Origin of the sequence: Sulfitobacter sp. M22, assembly GCF_021736025.1 — a bacterium.
Classification (GTDB): Bacteria; Pseudomonadota; Alphaproteobacteria; order Rhodobacterales; family Rhodobacteraceae; genus Sulfitobacter; species Sulfitobacter litoralis.
Genome location: NZ_WMEC01000001.1, coordinates 1970525 through 1986536 on the forward strand (window position 1 = coordinate 1970525; position 16012 = coordinate 1986536).

The window sequence follows — 16012 nt, forward strand, 5'->3', positions numbered from 1 at the left end:
ATGACATACCCATACCAGGCAACACCCCTTTGTGCGGGCGCGCAGCCTTGCTTGGCCTCGCAAAACGATAGTGGAAGGAAAACGACATGATGAAGAAACTGGTTCTGACGGGGGCCGCAGGGCGGCTTGGGTCTTACCTGCGTGAACCCCTGTCCAAGATGTGCCAAGAACTGGTCAGCACCGACATCGTCGATGATATCGGCACGCTCTACGAAGGCGAAAGCTACGCCAAGGCCGATGTCGCCGTCTATGACCAGATCGCGCCGCTGCTGGAAGGTGCCGATATGGTTGTCCACTTCGGTGCCATCGTCGACGAGAAACCCTTCGAGGAACTGCTGGGGCCGAATTTTGTCGGGTCTTACAACGTGTGGGAAGCCGCCTATCAGCACGGGTTGCAACGGGTCGTCTATGCCTCGTCAATCCACGCCGTAGGCATGCACAAGAAATCCGACTTCATCGGCATCGACGCGCCCCACAAACCCGATACGTTCTACGGCCTCGCCAAATGCTTTAGCGAAGACCTTGCGTCGATGTATTGGGACAAACGCGGGCTAGAGGCCGTGTGCCTGCGTATCCTCAGCTGCGCACAGGTCAACAACACCCGCGCTTTGGGGTCTTGGCTGTCCTATGACGATCTGATCCAGCTGGTCACCCGCGCCGTTGATACGCCGTCGGTCGGCTTCAGCGTTGTCTACGGCGTGTCCAACAACGACCGCGCCCCCGTGGACAATGCCAAAGCGTCCTTCCTCGGCTACCGCCCGAAAGACAACGCGGAACAGTTCGCCGCAGAAATCCTTGCCCAAGCACCACCGGTCGATCTGAAAGACCCCGGCCAGATGCACCACGGCGGCCCCTTTGCCGCCGTTGATCTGGGCGAAAGCGGCGTGGCGTCGATGAACATCGTCAACGACAAGAAAACCACCTGAGGTCTTAGAAACGGGGCAGCTGATTGCCTGCTGCCCCGTGCGCCATGCGTCCAGATGCGGTTTGATATGTACCGCGTCGAGAAACGGATCGTGATCCGCCCACATAACGTAAGGGCAAGTGGCATACCACTTGACGGCACGCACCACCGCACCTACCTACCGACCGTCGGTTTGTAAGGTTGATCATGAACACCACTGAGCAAAAGCAGAAACCCAGCGTGCCCAAGCGGCAGCGTATGGCACCGAACGAGCGTCGCGCGCATATCCTGAACGCGGCGCAATCGCTGTTTTTTGCCCATGGCTGGGACAACGTGACCATCGCAGATGTGCTAAAACAGGCGGGCATTTCCAAGGGCGGATTTTACCACCACTTCACCGCCAAGGAAGATTTGCTTGACGGTATCGTGCAGCATTTCACCGGCGAGGCTTTGAAAACCGCGCAGGCCGTGCGGGCCGCAGCAAAAGGGGGCGCGCTGGACAGGTTCAACGCGTTTCTAGCCGAGACGAACCGCTGGAAAGTTCAACAAGGCGCGCAGCTCAAGTTCTTTATTGATATGATGCTACGTCCCGGAAACGAGATGCTGTCACACCGGATCACCGCATCGGTCGATGCAATTGCCCTTCCCGTATTGCACGACATTATTTCCCATGGGGTCGATGAAGGTGCCTTTGACGTGCCTGACATAAACCTCGTCGCTGGCACGATCATCGCCATGTCGCACGACCGGCGCAAGGCGCTTCAAAGCGCGGTGCAGACGGCTCAGGAGGGCGACATTGCAGAGGCCACGACCCGTCTGAATGATCGTATGACTGCCGAAGCTGCGCTTATGGATAGGATGCTCGGCCTGCCGCAGGGCAGTATCCTGCTGTCCAAACCCTCTGATTACCGGCTGATGCTGGAGGCGATCGTGCACGCATAGCACGTCCTCGCGCCCCCATCGCCGCATTACCCCATCGCCGAATGTGACACCCGCCGCGATCACATCAGTCGGCACTGCCTAGGAACGACATAGATGAACGAGACACTTAAAACCGACCGCCAGACGCTTCGCTTTGAAAGCGATGCGGGCTCTAGCCGCTCCCGCTGGGTTGCAGGCGGGCTTGCGGTCGCCATCATCGGGTGGATGGGCAGCGGGTATATCCTGCCGTCCGAAAGTGCAGAGCCCGTCGCCAAGTCCGCGACACCGGTCAAGGCTGTCTCGGTTGCGGTGCGCCAGTCTCGGGCGCAGCAAATCGAACAGGTGTTCGTGGCCGAAGGTCAGGCCCTACCCGACCGCGACACCGCCATCCGCGCCGAGATTTCCGGCCAGATCAAAGAGGTGTTGGTCGCCAAAGGGGCCGATCTTGAGGCCGGCCAAGTCATCGCGCGCTTTGATACGACCACGCGCCAATCCGACCTCACCCGTGCCGAAGAAGAGCTGAACCGCGCGCAACGTGAATTCGACAATGCCCAAGCGTTGCTGAACCGTGGCGTGTCCACTGTGGATCGGGTGGCACAGGCCCAAGCCACGCTAGCCGCCGCCCAAGCAGGTGTTGCCTCTGCGCAGGACGCCATTGAAAACACCGAAATCCGCGCCCCCTTTGCCGGACGCCTAGAGGCGTTGGACATCAACGAGGGCGAGATTGTGCAAACCGCCAGTGACATTGGCCGCATCGTGGACAACACGCCGCTGTCGATCCGCATCCAGATCCCGCAACAATCGCTACAAGATATCAAGGTCGGTCAAACCGCCGAAGTGTCCTTTATCACCGGCATAACCAGCACCGGCACCGTGTCGTTTGTCGGCACCAGTGCCAATGCCGAAACCCGCACCTTTACCGCCGATATCGACGTGCCCAACGCCGACGGCACGATCCCCGCCGGCATCAGCGCGCAGCTGCGCATTCCCACGGGCACCTTGACCGCGCATTTCGTGTCGCCTGCGATCCTGTCGCTGGATACCGACGGGACGCTTGGGATCAAGACGGTGGACGACGCCAATAAGGTCACCTTTCACGAGGTCGCCATCGTGCGCGCACAAACCGATGGCATCTGGATTTCGGGCCTGCCGGAAGCCGCGCAGATCATCACCATCGGTCAGGGCTTCGTGAATGACGGCGAAACCGTTGTCCCCACGATCCAGAACGACGACGCGAAAACGGACGACGCCCCCGCACAGCCGTCCGTTCAAAGCGTGTCAAAGGCTGAGGCCCCCGCCAAGGGCAACGGCCAGATCATCAGCGGTGACGCCGACACAGCGCCAGCCGGTAGCACACAGGAAGCCAAACAATGAACGCTCTGATCCAGGCGGCCTTCAGCCGCTCGCGGGTGGTGGTGATGGCCCTGCTGATGATCCTCACCGTGGGGGCCTATGCCTATATGTCGATCCCCAAGGAAAGCTCTCCGGAGATTCCGATCCCGATCTTCTATGTCTCCACCGGGCTTGATGGCATCTCTCCCCAGGATGCCGAACGGCTGCTGGTTGAACCGCTAGAAACAGAGCTCAGCGCGATCACGGGGCTCAAGCAGATGACCAGCAACGCGGGCGAAGGTTATGCCAGCGTACAGCTTGAATTCGAACCGGGCTTCGATTCCGAAGCGGCGCTGGACAAGGTCAAGGAAGGTGTCGACCGCGCCCAACCGGACCTGCCCGAAGACGCCACCGACCCCACTGTGACCGAAATCAACACGGCGCTTTTCCCGATCCTGACGGTCCTCATGTCCGGCCCTGTGCCCGAACGCACGCTCAACACACTGTCCGAAGACCTTTCGGACCGCATCGAGGGGCTGGAAGGTGTGCTTGAAGTCGATGTTGGCGGGGCCCGCACCGAGCTGCTGGAGGTCCTGATCGACCCCACCGTGTTCGAGACCTATAACATCAGCTTCGAAGAGCTGATCGGCCAGATCAACCGCAACAACCGCCTGATTGCCGCTGGGGCCATCGAAAACGGCGCGGGCCGTATCGTGCTGAAAGTCCCGGGTCTGATCGAGGATGTCAAAGACGTTATGGCCCTGCCCGTCAAAGTGCGCGGTGATACGGTGGTGACCTTTGCCGATGTGGCCACGATCCGGCGCACCTTCGAAGACCCCACCGGCTTTGCCCGCATTGACGGCCAACCCGCGCTGGCGCTTGAGATCAAGAAACGGTCCGGCTCCAACATCATCGAAACGGTTGCAGCCGTGCGCGCGCTGATCGAAGAGACCCGCGCCGACTGGCCCGAAAACGTGACTATCGACTATATGCAGGACGAAAGCGAGCAGGTGGAAACCATGCTCAGCGATCTGGAGGCGAATGTGATCGCCGCCGTCATCCTCGTGATGATCGTGATCGTTTGGGCGCTTGGGATACGGTCTGCGCTGCTGGTGGGTCTTGCGATCCCCGGTGCATTTCTCGCGGGTGTGACCGCGCTGCTGGTCATGGGCTATACAATGAACCTTGTGGTGCTGTTCTCGCTGATCCTCGTGGTGGGGATGCTGGTGGATGGTGCCATCGTGACAACCGAGCTGGCCGACCGGCGGCTGCAAGAAGGGGATACACCCAGGGCCGCCTACCGCTTTGCCGCTGAACGCATGGCATGGCCGATCATCGCGTCCACCGCGACCACGCTATCGGTGTTCTTCCCGCTGCTGTTCTGGACCGGTACCGTTGGCGAATTCATGAAGTTCCTGCCGATCACCGTGATCCTGACCCTAACCGCGTCGCTGTTCATGGCGCTGATCTTTATCCCCGTTGTTGGCGGATTGATCGGCAAAAAGCCTCCGCAATCGGCGGCGGCGAAACAGGCGCTCCATGCGGCTGAAAACGGGGACCCCCGTACGCTCAAAGGCTTCACTGGCGGCTACGTCCGTGTGCTGCAATTCGCGATCCTGCGTCCTTGGGCGACGTTGATCATGGCGGTGACCTTTCTGCTGGCGAGTTTCGGTGCCTATGGCCAATTCGGCAACGGCATCAGCTTTTTCCCGTCGGTAGAGCCCGACTTTGCCCAAGTACAAGTCCGGGCGCGGGATAACTTTTCGATCTTTGAAAAGGACGCGCTGGTGCGGAAGGTCGAGGAACGGCTGTTCGACTATGATGAAATCGCATCGGTCTACGCGCGGTCGGGCGGGGGCAATCAGGATGCGGCTGACCTCATCGGCACCATCCAGATCGAGTTTACCGAATGGGACACCCGACGCACTGCCGCCGAGATTGGCGAGGATATCCGCACCGATATGGCAAGCATCCCGGGGATCAATGTGCAGGTTCAAACGGCCTCTAGCGGGCCGTCGGCGGGCAAGCCGATCAATCTGCGCGTCCGGTCAAGCGACCCGGACGCGCAGGCCGCAGCGGTCGAGAATATTCGTGTAGCGATGGACAGGATTGGCGGGTTCACCGATGTCACCGACACACGCCCCCTGCCCGGCGTCGAATGGCGGCTGGCCGTCAACCGCTCAGAAGCTGCGCGTTTCGGGGCCGATATCTCTACCTTGGGGCAAGCGGTGCAACTGCTGACCCGCGGCATTACCGTGGCGGATTACCGCCCCGATGATGCTGACGGATCGGTCGATATCAACGTGCGTTTCCCGTCACAGGAACGCACCCTCGAAGAGCTTCAATCCCTGCGCGTGCCCACCTCTGCGGGACTGGTCCCGATCTCGAACTTCGTGACCTTCGAACCAGCCCCGCGCAGTGGCACCATCACCCGCGTGGACCAGCGCCGCGTCATCACGATCGAAGCGAATGTGGCACCGAATGTGTTGGTTAACGATCAGGTGGTCGCACTTCAGGCCGTGATTGACGGAATGGACCTGCCTTCGGGCGTCGAAGCGTCTTTTGCTGGCGAAGCACAGGACCAGCAGGATTCGATGGTCTTCCTCGTCGGGGCCTTTGCGACTGCAATATTCTTGATGTTCGTCATCCTCGTGGTCCAGTTCAACAGCTTCTACCAAGCCTTCGTGGTGATGAGCGCGATCGTCTTTTCGGTAACCGGTGTGCTGTTCGGACTGATCGTCACAGGCCGCCCGTTTGGCGTCGTGATGGGCGGTATCGGGGTGATTGCGCTGGCCGGTATCGTGGTGAACAATAACATCGTTCTGATCGACACCTATAACGACCTCAAGAAGATGGGCCTGTCCCCGCTCGAGGCAGCGCTGCGCACAGGCGCACAGCGTTTGCGGCCTGTGGTGCTGACATCTGTGACCACCGCGCTTGGGCTGCTGCCTATGGTGATCGGCGTGAACCTGAACTTCTTCACCCGAGAGATCGTTTATGGCGCGCCCTCGACGCAGTGGTGGACCGAGCTGAGTTCGGCCATTGCCGGCGGGTTGGTGGTTGCAACGGTGCTGACCCTGATCGTCACCCCCGCCATGTTGATGCTGGGCGAAAAGAAAGCGCAGCGCGCCCAGCCGGCGGGCGGCGCGGCCTAAGCCGCAGCCCCCGCCATCCGGTCGAACATGTCCTGCACCGCGACCTGTGCCAGCTCGGCGCAGTTCGGCAGGCCTTGGGAAAACGGATGCTGCGTCAAGATTTGCGGCATCGCGAGGCAGTAGATTGCGCCGCGATCCTGCGCTGGCACCTCCAGCCGAAACGGGGTTTTCAGATCATCCTTGGCCGACAGCCCCTTGGTCAACGTCGGGAAAGGCAGCTTGCCCAAAGCTGCCGCAGCCTGCCCGCGTGCGTCGATCATCGCGTCAAAGCGTAGCTCGCCGTCCAGCGTTTGCGCGCAGACGCCCCCGTCTTGGGTGTTGCGGAACGTAGATTCCTCGCCCGTTGGCACGATCCGCAGCACACCCGCATCATACAGCGCCAAGACCCGCTTGACCGAAATATGCGGGATCGCGGCATAGCAATCACCAAAGACCGGCATCAGCTTATCATAGAACCGCGCGCGGTCGTCCTGCGTCAGATGTTCAAGGATCAGGTCAAAGTTCTCGTGCCCGCGCAGCAAGACATATCGGTGCGGCTGGGTCTCCTTGTTGCGCATCGTATCCACTGCGCTGTTCAACGTATCGCGCAACGCCCGAAGCCCCCCCATCGTCACACGGTGATCGAAATAGGCGTCGGCAAAGCCGTCAATCGTCTGCCCCTGCGGACCAAGTGCATCGATATACGCGGGGGCATCGGCGTTCAGCTCTGCGATCAGCAGATCAAACACCCGTTGCAGCAGCCCGTCTGACCCTTTCGCAATCTCTGCCTCTACCGCCTCAGCATTGATATGGCGCAGAGGCGCGTAGGGATAGGGGTAGAAGAAATCCGGTTCTGGCATGATGCCTTTATGCGATACCATCGTGATCAGCGGCACGTTGCAATCAGTTTTGGGGAACCAGCGCACATCGTCGCCTTTGTGAATGAAGGTCCCATGGGTTTGACCCAGGGTCACAATCACATCAATCGCCGACAAGGACGACCCGAGAATGCCAATCTCTCCGGCGGGCAGTGCGGTGATGTTGGTATAAGGCCAAGGCGACACAAGATCAGCCTCGCCAATATTCGGTGCCGCGGGCCAGTCATGGCCTGTCGCGATGACGACCTCGTCGAACTCCGCTGCCTGACTGTCACCGGCGGCTGTGAAGTGCAGACGCGCGCCCGTTGCAATCGGTTCGATATCTGTCACCTCGTGACGTGGATAAAGCCGTATGTCATGCCCCGCCGTGCGCCCTGCCTCGCACAGATCAAGAAACGCATCACTAAAGAATACACCCAGCAACACCCGTGGGTAAAAGTCGCGCGCGTCAATCTCGTCCCGTGTCAGCCCCAAGCCGCGCAGAGCGTCGTCGTCCTGTTCATGCAACCATGTGACCAGACCGCGGGTGATCGGGGGGATCTCGCGGCTGAACGCGTTACAATACATGTAGTCCGCGTTCATGCCCGACCGATACGGCATCCCGCAGCCCATTTCTTGCTCTTTGTCGTAGATCGACAGACACAGCGGTGTTTCGCTCTTGATCAATTCCTTGACCGTATAGATCGCCATCGGCCCCGCCCCGATGATCGCAATGTTCTTGGCGCTTTTCATTGGTTTTCCATCTCTCAAAAGGCAGCCCTCGCGCTATGTCGGGCTGACTGACTATTTAAACCGTCACGGCAGAAAGCAATGTGGTACACGCAAAAGACCTGCTGTCGCGGGATTGGTCGCGCGCCCGTCCCAAGAAAATCTTGAGCATGGTGACAATGCGGCCTATGCAATTTGCAGTTCTCTCCAACCATTGGTCCCCTCCATGAGCAACCTGTTCCACCGTGATCTGAACGCCGATCTGCCCCGTATCGTTTCCGCCCAAGGCAATTATCTGATCGATGACACCGGCAAGCGCTATCTGGATGCCTGTGGCGGGGCTGCGGTGTCCTGCCTTGGCCATGATCACCCCACCGTTCGGGCCGCCATCAAGGCGCAGGTCGACACGCTTGCCTTTGCCCATACAGGGGCCTTTACCAACCAACCTGCCGAAGACCTCGCCAAATTTCTGATCGACCGCGCCCCCGAGGGCACCGGTCAGGGCCGCGTGATGTTTCTGGGCAGCGGGTCCGAAGCGATGGAGGCCGCGCTTAAGCTTGCCCGCCAGTACCACGTGGAACGCGGCGACACCGCGCGCAGCAAGGTTATCGCGCGCAAGCCCAGCTATCACGGGAACACGCTGGCAGCGCTGGCCACAGGCGGGCACGCCGGACGCCGCGCCCCGTTCGCACCGCTATTGATCGACGTCAGCCATATCGATGCGGCCTATGACTACCGCATGCGCAATGAGGGTGAATCTGAAGGCGATTTCGCCCTACGCATGGCCAATCTGCTGGACGCCGAAATCCTTGCCCTAGGGCCTGAAACCGTGATGGCCTTTGTGGCAGAGCCTATCGTCGGGGCATCGCTCGGCTCACAGCCCGCCCCTGCCGGATATTTCAAACGCATCCGCGAGATATGCGACGCGCATGGTGTGCTTTATATCGCGGACGAAGTGATGTGCGGCATGGGGCGCACCGGCACGCTGTTTGCACTAGAGCAAGAAGGCATTGCCGCCGACATCACCACTACCGCCAAGGGATTGGGGGCAGGCTATCAGCCCATCGCCGCCGTCATTGCCGCACAAAAGGTGACGTCGGTCATCGAACAGGGCAGCGGTAAGCTGTGGAACGGGCACACCTATATGTCGCACGCCATCGCCACCGCCGGCGCGCTGGCTGTGCAGCAGGTCATTGAAAATGATGATCTGCTTGCCCGTGTCTGCGAGCTGGGGGCGCAGCTGTTCGCCGCGCTCAGCGCCCGCTTCAAAGATCACCCTCACGTGGGCGACATCCGAGGCCGCGGCCTGTTCTGGAGCATCGAACTCGTCGCCAACCGCGCCGACAAGGCCCCCTTCCCCGCTGCTGACACCATCGCCCCCCGCATTGGTGCCGCCGCACAGGCACGCGGCATGATGGTCTACCCCTCGCAAGGCTGCGCCGATGGCACAAACGGGGACCACGTGCTCCTCGCGCCCGCCTACACCTCATCCCCACAAGAGATAGATATCATCGTTCAAACCCTCGCAGACGCTGTTGCAGACGTGATCACGCCATAGCGCGTGATGTACGGCAGACCCCGCTTTACTGCGACGGTCAAGGCCGCCTTGCCGGTCAAGACGAAAGGGCTAAAGCGACGGGTAGGCTTAGTGAAACGCGTCCTCACTAAACCAGCGCACAAAGGCGTCGACAGAGGCAGAGGGTCGGCCTCGTTCAGGCACGAGAGCATAGTGGCGCTCTTCCGGTCTTAGGCGGGGCAGCTCTAGTTCAACCAGACGGCCATCCGCAAGGGGGCGGTCCAGAAGGCCGGTCCAACCAAGAAGAACGCCTTGTCCTGCCATGGCCGCATAGGCCGCGTCCGAATAGCTGGTAAAGTTCAACCCTGCTTTGACAGAGGGCTTGGTCACCCCGATCCGCGACAACCATTGCGACCAGTTGAGCCAGCTTGGCTCCGGCGCGTCGCTTTCAATCAGCGCCACATCCCCTTGGAGCATCAGCGCGTCAATCGAGACACCCGCAAGCCGTGCCGCGATCTCGGGGGCGCACACCGGCACAACCGTTTCGCGCAGCGATCCGACGATCGACATGCCGTCAAACGGGGGCCTTCCATACCGGATGGCCATGTCGATCGTCCGATCAAGCGGGGCGCGCCAGTCATCCTCTGAAATGACCCGAACACCGATCTGCGGCGCGGTTGCACGGAAGGAGGACAAGATCGGCAAAAGGCGGAAATGCGCAAACGCGACGGACACGCTGACGGTCAAATCGATGTGGGTTGTGCGCAGTTCGCCAATGGCATCGGCGATCCCGTCGAACCCGCCTTTCACCGCATCATGAAGCGACTTGCCACCGACGGTCAGGCGGACGCGCCGGTTCGCCCGCTCGAACAGCGCGACGCCAAGGTCCGTCTCGAGCGCGGCAATCTGGCGGCTAACGGCGGCCTGGCTTACCCCAAGCTCTGCCGCCGCCTGTGTAAAGCTTTCGCGTCGACCCGCTGCTTCGAATGCCACAAGCGCGGTCAGCGATGGTACACTGCGTCGGATGGGATGGGGCATTACACTCTCCGATAGACGACACCTAATCCATAACTTGACCGTATGAATTGGCGTTCATTTGTGCGGTTGTCGGCTTCCCCTGTCAAGCGCAGCATAGCTTGCATGACATCCCGTAACGCGGCGCGCCTGACGCCGAGGAGGCATAATGCTGGATCATGGTTCCCCCCGCCCCGAAGACATCGCCACACTGCTTGCATCCCGTCGTGCGGGCCATAGCCTTCCCGCGGCTCTGTATACGTCGGCAGCGGTTTGGCAGGCGGATTGCGACGCGATATTCGGGCGGCACTGGATTGCCGTGGGCGTGACCTGCGATGTGCCCGAAGCGGGCGATGTCATGGCCGTCGATATCGGGCCTGTATCGATCGTGATCCTGCGCGATGACGACGACATGCTGCGCGCCTTTCACAACGTGTGCGCGCATCGCGGTGCGCGTCTGGTGCCACCGGGCCGGTCGGTGGTTGGCAAGCTCGTCTGCCCCTATCACCAATGGACCTACGATCTTGACGGGGCGCTGGCGCGGGCACCGCATATGGGCATCGACTTCGACCGGTCCCTCCATCACCTCAAGCCCGTCGCTCTGCGTGATATAGGGGGGATTTTGTATGCCTGTCTTTCGGATGATCCCCCCGAAGATATCGCGCAGTTGGCGGCGGTAGTTGAACCGCGTCTGGCAGCATATGATCTTCGCAACGCCAAGGTCGCCTTTGAACAGGACCTTATCGAGGAAGGGAACTGGAAGCTGACGATGGAGAACAACCGCGAGTGCTATCATTGCGCGTCGAACCATCCCCAGCTCAGCCTGTCGTTCCACGCTGCGGATTTCGGCTATGATCCGGAAGGGCTGACCGAGACCGAAAAGGCCGAGACGAATGCGCTTCTGGACGCCTATGCCAGCTATGAAAAATACTGGCGCGACGAGGATATGCCCTTTGAGGCGGTAGAGCATACCGTGGGCTGGCCCACCAACTTCCGCACGCAGCGCTTGATTATCGCAGGGCTTGGCGAAAGCCAGACACCGGACACCCGCGCCGCCGTGCAGATCCCTTTGGGCCAGGCGCACAGACCGTGGATGGGCGATGTACATCTGTGGGGGATCAATTCCTGGAACCACGTGATGTCTGATCATGCCGTCGTCTTCACCGCCTTCCCGCTCGGGCCAGACAGGACATTGGTGCGCACAAAGTGGCTGGTCCATGCAGACGCCGTCGAGGGCGAGGACTACGACCTTGAAACGCTTACCACGGTCTGGAAAACGACCAATGCCGAAGACGCGCATCTGGTCGGGCTGGCCCATCGGGGTGTCTGTTCGCCCGGGTATCGGCCCGGGCCCTATTCGCCCTACACCGAACGTGCGCTGGACGAATTCGCGGGTTGGTACGTCGCCCGTATGCAGGCAAGCGGGTACGGAATATGACCGAGGTAGATCTCGCAGATTGGGGCGCACGGCGGCGGCGGCGGTTCGCCCCTGACCGCTGGGGCACGCTGGTGTGCCGCGCGGTCTGGGACGAAACAGCGGACATGCGCAGTTTCTTTCTGACGCCGCAGGACGGCAGCCGGATCGAACACGCCTCCGGTCAGTTCATGACGTTTCGCATTGATACGCCAGAGGGTCGAATAGAGCGGTGCTATACCATCGCCTCGTCTGCCGCGCGCGACGGCGGGATAGAGATCACGGTCAAGCGACAGGCAGGCCCGGGCGCCCGCTGGCTTCACGAGATGCTGGTGCCGGGCGCAGAGATAGAAGCCCTCGGCCCGTCCGGCCGCTTTGGGCCGGCCACATGGCACGGGTCAGCCTATGCGCTGATGGCGGCTGGCAGTGGGATCACTCCGATGCTGTCGATCTTGCGCACCGCCGCTGATCGGGGACTGGATCTGGATGTCGTCCTGATGCAGGTCGTGTCGACGCCCCAAGACCTTGTGGCACTGACCGAGCTTGACAGTCTCGCGCGTCGGCTGCCCCGGTTGGTGCATCTCCCCACGATCACCCGCGGCCCCGGCGGCACACGCCCTGATGCCGATTTTCTGACCCGTGTCATGCCGGACCTCGCAACGCGCACAGTGCTCTGTTGCGGGCCCCAGCCTTTCATGGAGATGGTGCGCGTCGCTGCACAGGCCGCAGGTGTCCCCGATGACCGCTACGGCGAGGAAAGCTTTGATTTCTCCGCCCCCCCACCCGAGGCTCTTGGCGGGGGTGATACGCCGCGCCGGACCGTGACCTTTGCGCGGACGGGCCACGCGTTCGAATGTGCTGAAACCACCACGATCCTTGCTGCACTCAAGCAGGCAGGGCTGCCACTGCCGTCTTCTTGCGCACGCGGCATGTGCGGCACCTGCAAAACGTTCAAACACGCGGGCGAGGTCGTCATGGCCCACGAAGGCGGCATCCGCCAGCGCGAGATCGACCGCGGTTTCATCCTTCCCTGTGTCAGCCGCCCGCTCACCGACATCATCCTCGATTGCTAAAGAAAGTCCCCGCCATGAAAGACCACGTCACCACCGACCCGCTGCTTCAGCCCTATACGCTCAAGCATCTGACGCTGAAAAATCGGGTGATGACCACAAGCCACGAACCCGCCTACCCCGAGGACGGCATGCCAAAGGCCCGCTATCGCCGCTATCACGAGGAACGGGCGAAGGGCGGGGTGGCGCTGGCAATGACCGCTGGCTCCGCTGCCGTCAGCCGCGACAGCCCGCCGGTCTTTAACAATATCCTCGCCTATCGCGACGAGGTCGTGCCTTGGATCCGCGAGCTGACCGATGCCCTGCACGAACACGGCTGCGCGGCGATGATCCAGCTGACGCATCTGGGACGCCGCACCAACTGGAACAAGGGGGATTGGCTGCCTTCGATTTCGGCAGGCCCGGACCGTGAACCCGCACATCGCGCTTTTCCCAAGATGATGGAGGATTGGGATATCGAGCGCGTGATCGAAGACTATGCGACCGCCGCCGAACGAATGCAGGCCGGTGGCATGGACGGGATCGAAATTCAGGCCTACGGCCATCTGATGGACCAGTTCTGGTCCCCGCTGTCGAACAAGCTTAGCGGCCCTTATGGCGCGGATACGATGGAAAACCGGCTTCGCTTTACGACCGATGTGCTGGACGCCGTGCGCAAACGTGTCGGGCCGGAATTTATAGTTGGCATCCGCTATACCGCCGACGAAGTTCAGGCGGGCGGCATCACCGCCGAAGAAGGAATAGAAATTTCAAAACTGCTGCGGGATACAGGACAGGTCGATTTTCTGAATGTCATTCGGGGCCGTATCCATACCGATCCGGCGATGACGGATGTCATCCCGATCCAGGGCATGCCCTCGGCGCCGCATCTGGATTTCGCCGGAGAGGTCCGGCGCGCGACGGGCATGCCGACCTTCCATGCTGCCAAGATCCAGGATGTCGCGACCGCGCGGCACGCCATCGCCTCGGGCTTGCTGGACATGGTGGGCATGACCCGCGCGCATATGGCTGACCCCCATATTGTGCGCAAGATCGAGGAGGGCCGTGAACATGATATCCGCCCTTGCGTCGGGGCGAACTACTGCCTTGACCGGATCTATCAGGGGGGCGAAGCCCTGTGCATCCATAACCCTGCGACAGGCCGGGAGCTTTCCCTGCCCCACATCATCAACCCCGCTGCCAACCGCCGCAGAATCGTTATCGTCGGTGCGGGCCCTGCGGGGTTGGAAGCCGCACGCGTCGCCAGCGCGCGCGGGCATGGGGTTGTTGTGCTCGAGGCTGCCAACCGCGCCGGCGGGCAGGTCCTTTTGACGGCGCGCACAAAGCGACGAGCCGAGATGATGCAGATCATCGACTGGCGCGTAGCACAATGCGAAGCTAGCGGCGTTGACCTGCGCTATAATCTATATGCCGAGGCAGCGGATGTGCTGGCCGAAAGCCCTGACGTCGTGATCATTGCCACCGGCGGCATGGCCAACACCACCCTCTATGAAGGGGACACGCCAGAGCACGTCGTATCGGCCTGGGATATATTATCAGGTGATGTAAAACCGGCCGGATCCCTGTTGATCTACGACGAAGCGGGCGACCACAGCGGGCTGCAAGCCGCCGAGATGGCCGTTGACGCGGGCTGTACCGTCGAAATCATGACCCCAGACCGCACCTTTGCACCCGAAGTCATGGCGATGAACCTTGTGCCCTACATGCGCAATCTGCAACGCGAAGAGGTGACTTTCACCGTCACCAAACGGCTGCGCGGGGTTCTCAAAGATGGCAACCGGCTGCGCGCGATCATCGGGACCGATTATTCCGACAAACTGGCGCAGGCGGACTACGACCAGATTGTCGTGAACTATGGCACAATGCCGCTCGATACGCTTTACCACGAGCTGCGGCCCTCCTCGTCCAATGGCGGTGCGATCGATCAAGCGTCCTTTCTGGCGATCCAACCGCAGAAAATGGTCCGCAACCCGCAAGGCGCGTTCCAGCTTTTCCGCATCGGGGACGCCGTCTCTGCCCGCAACACCCACGCGGCGATCTACGACGCGCTCCGTTTGATGACCGCCGTTTAACTCCGAGGGCGACTGGGGACGTTCATTCAGAACCCGGCCTTGGCGAAGAAGGGACCGACCGAGCCTGCGTTAAGTTTGCACAGCAGATCAATGCGACGTAGGACTGCGACAGGCTGCGTCCATTGACAGCGGCCTCGGAAATCACGCCCCGTGAAAGGCTCTGATAATGCTACCACAACGTATTAGGGATCACCTGTGCAAGATGGCACAGGACGCGCGTCCCATCACGTATCAGGCACTCGCAAAGACCCTCGAGCTGTCGCCGCCAAATACCATCCACCAACTTACGGTAGCCCTCGAATGTCTGATAGCAGAGGATGTCGCCACCGGTCGCCCCTTGATCGCAGCACTGGTGATCAGCAAAGCAAGAGGTGGATTACCGGCCCCCGGCTTTTTCGAATGCGCCAAGCGCCATGGGCGTTTTGAAGGCGATCCGTCAGGACCCGAAGCATCCGACTTTTATGCGGCTGAATTCAAGGAAGCTATCAGATTTTGGCGCTCATCATCGGCCTATTGAACGGGCTCGTGCGGACCCTACCAAGAGAAAGGCCGCTACGGCGCAGGCTAACGAAAGCAAACGATAAACGGTCGCCCAGCTCGCGTCATTTCCCGCGGACAAAAGCAGCGCAGCTATGCCGGTCAGTCGTGCCAGACGAATGCGTTTGAGCTATGTATAAAGGGGATTAAGACAGTTCCGGGATGTACCGTCCCTCGGGACAGCGCCACATATATTCGCGATAGAGCGTTGTAGAAATCCAACTCGGGGATGCATCGGCACCCAGCATCCAGGGCACCCAGCATCCAGCCAACCAGTCCCAAGTATCTGAGGTATGTCAAAAATCTGGGTTGGTGGCGGAGACGAAGGGATTCGAACCCTCGAGACCCTTCCGGGCCTACTCCCTTAGCAGGGGAGCGCCTTCGACCACTCGGCCACGTCTCCGTCGACGCGTATATCCAAGAAAACCCATGGGGCACAAGCGGTAATCTGAGAAAATAGGACGAATGTGGTTAATGCCGGATGCGGCGGCTACCGTTGCTTGTGGGTACGC

12 protein-coding genes and 1 tRNA gene are annotated in these 16012 nt (G+C 60.9%); 10 read left to right on the forward strand and 3 right to left on the reverse strand.

Going from position 1 to position 16012, the window contains the following annotated elements:
* The first annotated feature begins 89 nt into the window (after positions 1 to 89).
* From GLP52_RS09695 to GLP52_RS09710, 5 genes are all read left to right on the forward strand, one after another.
* A complete protein-coding gene (locus GLP52_RS09695) occupies positions 90 to 926 on the forward strand; it encodes an NAD-dependent epimerase/dehydratase family protein (RefSeq protein ID WP_208596054.1) in 837 nt (278 codons plus the stop codon).
* Between the two features lie 54 nt (positions 927 to 980).
* Positions 981 to 1103: a hypothetical protein gene (locus tag GLP52_RS19500; RefSeq protein WP_272903618.1), complete on the forward strand. Its 123-nt coding sequence runs from the start codon at positions 981 to 983 to the stop codon at positions 1101 to 1103.
* Between the two features lie 8 nt (positions 1104 to 1111).
* Positions 1112 to 1846 carry a TetR/AcrR family transcriptional regulator gene (locus GLP52_RS09700; protein WP_237272282.1) on the forward strand — a complete coding sequence of 245 codons (735 nt, stop codon included), beginning with the start codon at positions 1112 to 1114 and terminating at the stop codon, positions 1844 to 1846.
* Between the two features lie 93 nt (positions 1847 to 1939).
* Entirely contained in the window at positions 1940 to 3199 is a 1260-nt protein-coding gene (locus GLP52_RS09705) for an efflux RND transporter periplasmic adaptor subunit (protein WP_093733407.1), read from the forward strand.
* A complete protein-coding gene (locus GLP52_RS09710; protein WP_237272283.1) occupies positions 3196 to 6312 on the forward strand; it encodes an efflux RND transporter permease subunit in 3117 nt (1038 codons plus the stop codon). The genes GLP52_RS09705 and GLP52_RS09710 overlap by 4 nt, the downstream gene beginning before the upstream one ends.
* Here the strand turns inward: GLP52_RS09710 and GLP52_RS09715 are convergent.
* Positions 6309 to 7901, reverse strand: a complete 1593-nt coding sequence (locus GLP52_RS09715) for an FAD/NAD(P)-binding protein (protein WP_237272284.1) — start codon at positions 7899 to 7901, stop codon at positions 6309 to 6311. The two genes, GLP52_RS09710 and GLP52_RS09715, sit on opposite strands and share 4 nt — an antisense overlap.
* 202 nt (positions 7902 to 8103) lie before the next feature.
* Here GLP52_RS09715 and GLP52_RS09720 point away from each other — a divergent pair, with 202 nt between their 5' ends.
* Positions 8104 to 9435: an aspartate aminotransferase family protein gene (locus tag GLP52_RS09720; RefSeq protein WP_237272285.1), complete on the forward strand. Its 1332-nt coding sequence runs from the start codon at positions 8104 to 8106 to the stop codon at positions 9433 to 9435.
* 87 nt (positions 9436 to 9522) lie between these two features.
* On the opposite strand, the gene GLP52_RS09725 is transcribed toward GLP52_RS09720, so the two are convergent.
* A complete protein-coding gene (locus tag GLP52_RS09725; protein WP_237272286.1) occupies positions 9523 to 10431 on the reverse strand; it encodes a LysR substrate-binding domain-containing protein in 909 nt (302 codons plus the stop codon).
* A 145-nt stretch (positions 10432 to 10576) separates the two neighbouring features.
* Here GLP52_RS09725 and GLP52_RS09730 point away from each other — a divergent pair, with 145 nt between their 5' ends.
* The 4 genes from GLP52_RS09730 to GLP52_RS09745 all read left to right on the forward strand — a co-directional run bounded on the left by GLP52_RS09730 (position 10577) and on the right by GLP52_RS09745 (position 15480).
* The gene (locus tag GLP52_RS09730) at positions 10577 to 11845 is read left to right on the forward strand and encodes an aromatic ring-hydroxylating oxygenase subunit alpha (protein ID WP_237272287.1); all 1269 of its coding nucleotides are present in this window, start codon (positions 10577 to 10579) and stop codon (positions 11843 to 11845) included.
* Complete coding sequence (locus tag GLP52_RS09735; protein ID WP_237272288.1) at positions 11842 to 12894, forward strand: flavin reductase family protein; 1053 nt, start codon at positions 11842 to 11844, stop codon at positions 12892 to 12894. The genes GLP52_RS09730 and GLP52_RS09735 overlap by 4 nt, the downstream gene beginning before the upstream one ends.
* Before the next feature lie 14 nt (positions 12895 to 12908).
* Positions 12909 to 14963 (forward strand): NADH:flavin oxidoreductase, encoded by a 2055-nt coding sequence (locus GLP52_RS09740; RefSeq protein WP_237272289.1) that lies wholly within the window; start codon positions 12909 to 12911, stop codon positions 14961 to 14963.
* A 202-nt stretch (positions 14964 to 15165) separates the two neighbouring features.
* Positions 15166 to 15480, forward strand: a complete 315-nt coding sequence (locus tag GLP52_RS09745; RefSeq protein WP_237273523.1) for a hypothetical protein — start codon at positions 15166 to 15168, stop codon at positions 15478 to 15480.
* Between the two features lie 333 nt (positions 15481 to 15813).
* On the opposite strand, the gene GLP52_RS09750 is transcribed toward GLP52_RS09745, so the two are convergent.
* Positions 15814 to 15903, reverse strand: a tRNA-Ser gene (locus GLP52_RS09750).
* Between the last annotated feature and the right edge of the window lie 109 nt (positions 15904 to 16012).